The organism is Bacillus cereus group sp. BfR-BA-01380 (genome assembly GCF_022663535.1).
GTDB lineage: Bacteria > Bacillota > Bacilli > Bacillales > Bacillaceae_G > Bacillus_A > Bacillus_A cereus_BB.
Genome location: NZ_JAKUFS010000065.1, coordinates 1 through 5,590, shown reverse-complemented (window position 1 = coordinate 5,590; position 5,590 = coordinate 1). Strand labels below are relative to the sequence as shown.

The following is a 5,590-nucleotide window of genomic DNA, read 5'->3' as shown; positions in this document are numbered from 1 at the left end:
AAGCTCTTAATCGGTTCGCTCGACTTGCATGTATTAGGCACGCCGCCAGCGTTCATCCTGAGCCAGGATCAAACTCTCCAATAAAGTTTGTCTAGCATCATAAATAAAAATCGACGTTTCACGTTGTTTGTTTCGTTCAGTTTTCAAAGAACTTATCCGCCGCTCAATTGCGACTTCCTTATGTTAACATCTTAGTCATTTGATGTCAACTAAGTTTTTTACTTTGTTTGTCGCGTTTTTGATTTGTTTCATCAGCGACTCGTATAATACTACACTCTTATTTAATAAGAGTCAACGTTTTTTTAAAAATATATTTATTCTTTCTGCAGCATTGTAAATATTCCTCTCAAGTAATCCTTTATCCCGTATGAATTACCCGTAAAAGCCTGATTCGCAGGGGGATAATAATCAGTAGGGGATGAAGCCCCGCTGATGAAAGTTTCACTCTATCTTTAAGTAATTATATATTCCTTGCAAAATAATAGAAACTGTCGCACCAGCTATATCTTTCAAATTTGCAATATTGTTCTCTACATAAAAATCGATCTATATTCACTTTGATTTTATTCAGATACGAATTGGAACCAATATCAATTTTTTATCACGCGAACGAAATAAGGGAATGGAAAAAAGCTTCCCATTCCCTTATTTCGTTACGCTGTCTCTTCTTCCACCTTCAAAACTGCCTTTTTCTTTGTGAATTTCCGCTTTATCATATCCATTACATAATAAACAGTCGGTACAATAATTAACGTTAAGAGCGTAGATGTTAATAAACCAGAAATAACCACAATGGCAAGGGATCGAGAAATAAGCCCTCCCTCGGCCGACAACGCCAACGGTGTAAGTGCACCTATTGTAGCAAGAGCTGTCATTAAAATCGGACGAAGTCTTGTTACCCCTGCTTCTAATAAAGCTTCTTTTATAGCCATTCCTTGTTTTTCATTTTGCATAACACGATCCATCAACACAATAGCATTCGTTACAACAATTCCAATTAACATAAGAAACCCAACCAATTCCGGCATACCTAAAGGTTCTTTCGTAAGGTATAAGCCGAGCAAACCACCTGTAAAAAGAAATGGTAAAGAAAATAGAATTGCAAACGGAGCCATTGCATTTCCAAATGTCACTAGCATCACAACAAAGACAAGTACAACAGCAATTCCCATAGCAATAATCATATTTTGGAACCCTTCACTCATAGCTTGCGACTGTCCTGCAGAGCGATACTTAATACCTTTTGGCAAATCTAACTCTTTTAAACGTTTATCTACCTCAGCTTGCACACCAGATACATTATCCGTTGTAAATCTTGCACTTACTTGTACGTACTCTTGCTGATTTAAACGATATAAAGCAGTAGGTCCCGGTGCTTCAGAGAGGGTGGCTACATCTGACAACTTTACCTGTTGGCCAGTAGGACTCATAATCATTTGATTCATAATGCTTTCAATAGATGTAAGATTATCATTTTTCAATCCTAGATTCACTGAAGTCGTTTTTCCTTCTAATTGGACTGTCGTAACACCTTCACCAGCAATATTCCCTCTTACAAAAGCAGCAATCATCATCGGATTCAAACCTTTTTCCACTGCTTTTTCTTCATCAATTGACAAATTAAGTTGTGGTTTTACAGCAGATAAATTTGTTTTCACATTCGACAAGCCCTTTATATCCTTGATCTTCTCTACAATCTTATTCCCGGCAGTCTCCAAATCCTTAGCATTTCCACCTTCCACAATCAGAACAAATTTCCCTCCTCCTGTTATACCAATCGGTGTCAAAGCCGTTTCGATGCCCGTTCCTAGATTTTTCATCTTTTCTTTTACATCTTTTTCAAAAGTCGTTATTCCTTCTTTCGTCATATCATCCTTCAAATCAATAGACAAACGAATTCTTTCTCCTGAAACAATCGTTTGATAGCTTTTCACACTCACTTGTTTACTAAGAATACTTTCCATATCTTTAGCTACACCATTAGCTTTGTCAAGTGATGTTCCAACAGGTAAATCTGCCGTCAAATTATATGAAGCCGCCTTTTCTTCTGGTAAAAAGTTTTTCGGGATCAGCGGCACAAGCCCTAAAGATGAAACAAATACGACAAAAGCGAGAAAGAGTGTAATCATCTTTTTCTGAATCGCCCAGCTCAGCACACGTTGATATGTTCTCTGCAATATTGTTTCTTTCGGCTCCTTATGCTTCAAACGGAGCAAGAAAAATTTAGCAAGCAAAGGGACAACTGTTAACGAAACAAGTAAAGAAAAAGCAAGTGCAACAATAACTGTAATTCCGAACGGGGCAAAGAACTTGCCAACAATTCCCGGAACGAATGAAAGCGGACCAAATACTGCCATAGTCGTAATTGTTGAAGAGGTAACCGCACCGCCAACTTCTTTAGCAGCTGCTAATACCATGTTTGCATCACGCTTTGTGCTACTTAACGTTCTGCGGTAGATATTTTCAATGACTACGATAGAATCATCAATTACTCGACCAACAGCTACTGCAATACCAGCTAGCGTCATCATATTCAAACTATAGTGTAAATACTTCATCGTAATCATCGCTGCTAAAACAGACAGCGGAATTGATAGCACAGCTACAATTGTAGCTCTTACATTACGTAAGAATACAAATGTCACAATGACAGCAAACAATGTACCTAGCAACACTTCCCTAAGCATACTATTAACCGATTTTTCTACCTGCTTTGAGCTGTCATACAACTTTGTCAGTTTATAACCCTCTGGTAATTGTAGATCAGATAGTTTTTGATTAATTTGTTTGACCACTTCCACCGCATTAGCTCCTGGCTGCGCTTTAACAGATACAAGAACTGCAGGCGTATCTTTTAACCTCGTATATACAGTTTCTGTTTTACTTCCATACTCTACAGTTGCTACATCTGACAATTTAACTGTTTGTGCTCCCCCAGCACTTGGTACTGCCATTTTCATATTGTTGACGTCAGTAAGCGATTTAAGTTTGTAATCAGCTTGAACATTTAATGTTTTTTCATTCATACTCACCTGGCCCGCTGGAAAAGAAAAATTGTGTGCTAAAAGCGCTTGCTTCACTATGTCATAAGTAATCTTTTTTTCTTTCATTTTTTCAACATCAAGCTTAATAGATAATTGCTTTTCGGTTTCACCTGACACATCCACCTTGCCGATATTTTCAACAGTAGACAAAGTCGGTTTAATCCGATCGTTTATATATTGTGAAATATCCGCCTGCTTAGCATTATCTGAAGAAAGCGCGAAAGTAAATATCGGCATCTGCGGGCCATCCTTCATAACGACAGGTTTCCCTGCATCCTCTGGTAATTTTAGAGATGCCACAGCACTCGTCACATCTTTTTCAGCTTCATCCATCTTCCTGGCCATATCAAATTCTAAAATAACAACTACCATGTTGCTATGAGCTTCAATATATAAATTATCAAGCTTTTGAATACTAGAAAATGCAGTTTCTAGCGGCTTTCCTATATCATTTAACCCTTGCTCTGGCGTGGCACCCATATAAGGGACTTGCACAACCATATATGGAATATCAACGTTTGGCATTTCTTCCATCTCTATTGTTTTAATGGAATATAATCCCCCGACAACAATAAAAATCATCGCGAGAAAGACAACACCTACATTTTTTAAAGAAAAGCGAATCCACGACCCCACCAGCATTCCTCCCATCCCTTTGTATTAAGGAAAATAGTCTTACTTACATAATCTCTATAAGTCGTAATCCTCCCCTACTTATATTCTCTTCACTCTTTTTTAATTGTAAATTTTACCCTTTTATTCCACATCAACCCTATGATGGATTCTAAACTCAGACCAAAGACCTATATCAAATCATACAGCAGTGTAAACAGGAGGCACACATGCCTCTTTGAGATTACCAATCCACATAAATGATTTATCAATATTTGATTTTATACATTATTAAGTGAGCGTTTTTGTACATGATTTAGTTGACATTTATACTCTTGAGGTGGGGGGCTTACTGCCTGTTAATGCGGGATAAACGCTAAGTAAATTGGATAATACAATGAACATTTATCGAAATGACGATACGAGTATTAATAAAATGATTGTGGAAAGCTATCTATTTTCAACGGAAGCAACCTATGATAAATTTATTTTATCAGAATTTACCAAATAATAAATATTCATTGTTCTCTTAAAAAACAGAATGGATGAATAAGAATATCAAAAAGTTTCGGGGAGAGAAATATATTGGAACAAATTGAGCTGGTAGAGTTAGACGAAGAGAATATAAATGATGGGGGCTGTTATTGTCTTCGTAGCAAGCCAACTTCAACAGGTTACATCAATAAAAACAAATGGCTTATGGGAAGTTTCAATGAAGGGTTAAAGTATATAAAAATAATGGAGAATAGCAAACCAGCAGGGTTTATTGAGTATACACCTATTGAATATTCTTCGAGAGTTGTCTATGGTGAAAATTATTTAGTTATCCATTGCTTATGGGTAACTGTTACAGGAAAAGGGTATGCCTCAAAGTTGATTCATAAAAGTATTCAAGATGCTAAGGCACAAAATAAAGATGGAGTTATTGTAATTACAAATCCAAACACTTCTTGGACTCCCAGTAAAGACGTTTTTATAAAGAATAATTTTAGAGAAATAGATCATGCACCTTATGGATTTGAGTTACTTGTTTACAAATTTGGACATTCACCTGACCCATATTTCCCAAAAGATTGGGATGAGCGACTGGAGCTTTTTAAAGGTTTAACAATTCTTCGTACCCAGCAGTGTCCATTTGTAGATGTATCAACCAATAATGTGATTAAGGCAGCAAACCAATTAGGTATTCATGCAGAAATTATTGACATAAAAAACAGAGAAGAACTTTTGAAACTTTCACCTACCCCTTATGGTATCTATGGCGTCATCTACAAGAATAAATTAGTTTCATTTCATAGACTTACAGTTCACTCTGCAATAAAACGGTTAAATGAGTTAAGCTAATTCAACTAAAGTGGATAAGAGAAATCAACACCCTTGTTTTATAGCTCAAATCAACAATATTATTTAACATAACTAAAAAATAAAGAATCTCTCGCTACTAAGGGCGAAAGATTCTTAACTACTCAGCCATACATTTCATTTAGAAGTTTGATAAGGGGATGATTCCGGTGAAAATACAGATTGCTGTCACGAAGATAAAGTAAAACTTCCTTTCACGGGCGCTTTTCCCATGAGAGGTTAGTTGAACCAATCGGGCTTTTACGGGCAGTTACCCTCGCTGCTCTTCCCTGCCTTTACTGCCCACGAATAGCGGGATAAAAATGGCCATGCACCTCGCTACCTTTCTTTGTTTTAAAACGTTGCGCGTGGCAGAAAAAGGCCCTGACCGCTCCTATACATCGCCAGTTCCTCTTGACCATTTAAAAAAAGTGCTTTTCTACCTTTTTTTCATAGAGTAACTGAGTCATTACAAAAGATACAAAAAAGACGAGTCAATTGACTCGTCTTTTGTTTGCCTGGCAACGTCCTACTCTCACAGGGACAAAGTCCCAACTACCATCGGCGCTAGAGAGCTTAACTTCCGTGTTCGG

The 5,590-nt window shown here is 37.1% G+C and carries 2 protein-coding genes and 2 rRNA genes; 1 reads left to right on the top strand and 3 read right to left on the bottom strand.

Annotation, left to right across the window (positions count from 1 at the left end; genetic code table 11):
• Together MR076_RS25720 and MR076_RS25715 are read right to left on the bottom strand one after the other, a co-directional pair.
• A 16S ribosomal RNA gene (locus MR076_RS25720) occupies positions 1–84 on the bottom strand; the annotation flags it as partial.
• Positions 85–653: 569 nt separating this feature from the next.
• Positions 654–3,686: an efflux RND transporter permease subunit gene (locus MR076_RS25715; RefSeq protein ID WP_242225402.1), complete on the bottom strand. Its 3,033-nt coding sequence runs from the start codon at positions 3,684–3,686 to the stop codon at positions 654–656.
• A gap of 555 nt (positions 3,687–4,241) precedes the next feature.
• On the opposite strand from MR076_RS25715, the gene MR076_RS25710 reads away from it, so the two are divergent.
• A complete protein-coding gene (locus MR076_RS25710; protein ID WP_242225401.1) occupies positions 4,242–5,000 on the top strand; it encodes a GNAT family N-acetyltransferase in 759 nt (252 codons plus the stop codon).
• Positions 5,001–5,513: 513 nt separating this feature from the next.
• On the opposite strand, the gene rrf is transcribed toward MR076_RS25710, so the two are convergent.
• Positions 5,514–5,590: ribosomal RNA gene (rrf, locus tag MR076_RS27005) — 5S ribosomal RNA — on the bottom strand; the annotation flags it as partial.